The sequence below is a fragment of the Mesorhizobium sp. P3_A9 genome (assembly GCF_056402975.1).
In genome coordinates, this window is record NZ_JBFUGJ010000655.1 from 1 (window position 1) to 1,554 (window position 1,554).

Annotated in this window: 2 protein-coding genes; one reads left to right on the plus strand and one right to left on the minus strand. The window is 61.3% G+C overall.

The genetic code is table 11. The features are described from left to right. Positions 1 to 197: 197 nt before the first annotated feature. Positions 198 to 692 (plus strand): MarR family winged helix-turn-helix transcriptional regulator, encoded by a 495-nt coding sequence (locus AC1DX0_RS35705; RefSeq protein WP_477222048.1) that lies wholly within the window; start codon positions 198 to 200, stop codon positions 690 to 692. Positions 693 to 825: 133 nt separating this feature from the next. Here the strand turns inward: AC1DX0_RS35705 and AC1DX0_RS35710 are convergent, their stop codons facing one another. After that, entirely contained in the window at positions 826 to 1,365 is a 540-nt protein-coding gene (locus tag AC1DX0_RS35710) for a BA14K family protein (protein ID WP_477222049.1), read from the minus strand. Between the last annotated feature and the right edge of the window lie 189 nt (positions 1,366 to 1,554).

The following is a 1,554-nucleotide window of genomic DNA, read 5'->3' on the forward strand; positions in this document are numbered from 1 at the left end:
GCCTCCTGATGGTAGTGGGGCGCGGGTACGCGGGCGCGGGAGGGGACAACGAATTCAAACACGGTTGCACCCTTGTCGGAGACCAGGAAGCGCAATTCCAGCTCACCGATCTTCAAGACGTTCTGTGTACTCGCTTCCATCGACATGTTCCTTGTTGTAAAGTGGCTTTACGAAATTTGTAAAAGGACTTTACAATAATGTCAACAGCCGGTCAGACGACAGAACCGTCGGAACCTGACAGAGAGCTAGGCCCGCCGTTCTTCGGGGCCCTCCTGCGCATCACCTGGCAGCACGTTCGCAACCAGATGCACAGGGCCATTCATGACGCCGGCTTCACCGATTTTCAGGACGCTCACTTCGCCGTCTTCTCCTATCCCCTTCCGGATGGCGTAAGGCCGTCGGAACTGGCTCGCCAGAAGCGAATGTCGAGGCAGGCGGTCAACTACCTCCTCATCCAGCTCGAGGAGCTCGGCTATATCGAGCGGCGCTCTCCCGAGGGCAGCGACCGGCGCCTCATCTACCTGAGCGCGCGCGGGTGGCAGCTTGTCGAGACGATTTTCACCTGCCTGCGGCGGTTGCACGCGGAATGGTCGCAGGAGATCGGTGAGCAGCGCTTCAACGACTTCCTCGGCGTGTTGAAGCAGCTGTCCGAGAGGGCGCAGGAGGATTACGCCAAAGATCCAGGCCAGTAGCCGAACGATTGCGGCGGCGCGCTGCACGTCACTGTGCTCGCGGTTGCGTTGAGCCGTCGCCAGCGAGGCCCGCAGACAAACGGCGCCGCGATGCGCGGCGCCGTTGCATGGCTATTCGTCAGTCAGATGCTGCTCAGCTATAGGGCGACCAGCACTGCTGGCGCGGGCCGTTATAGGGCTGGAAGCTGTTGTCCCAGGAACGATATGACCGGTACCTGTTGTAGCACCACTGGACATGGGCGTTGGAAAGCCGTCCGGCTCGGTAGTAGCGGCGTGGCGGCGGCGCATAGTTATCGTAGTTGTTGTAGTTGTTGTACATGCTGCCGAGGCCAAGCCCCAGACCAAGGCCCAGGATCGCGGCGGCGCCGTCATCGTAGCCGCCGTGATAGTGGCGGCGGCCATGGCGCCAGCGCCAATCGTCACCGCCGCCGTTCCAGTTGCCGCCGTTCCAATGCCGGTTTCCATTCCAGTTGCCCGACCGGCGCCATCTCCAGTCGTTGTTGCCGCCCGCCCAGCCATCACGAACCGGCGTGACCGTAGGTGCCGCGGTGCTGGCGGGAATCGACAGGTCCGGCTGCAGGATCGGTCCGGCGGCCGACGGAGCCGTAATGCCGGAGACAATGCCGAGCGCAATCAGCCCGGATTTTACTGTGGAAGAAAAGAGCGAATTCATTGCACTCTCCAAGAGATACAGGCCCCACGCCTACCCTGGGAATGGGGCCACTGTGGATGTTTGCGTCTGAACGGCGGATGAACGGAAAGGTTCCGTCAACCATGGCGCGAATGCCACCAGGACCAATCGATCCCTGCTTGTGGTCCTGCGATCTTGTCTTCTCCACCACTTGCAGGCAAAGGTCAGGAT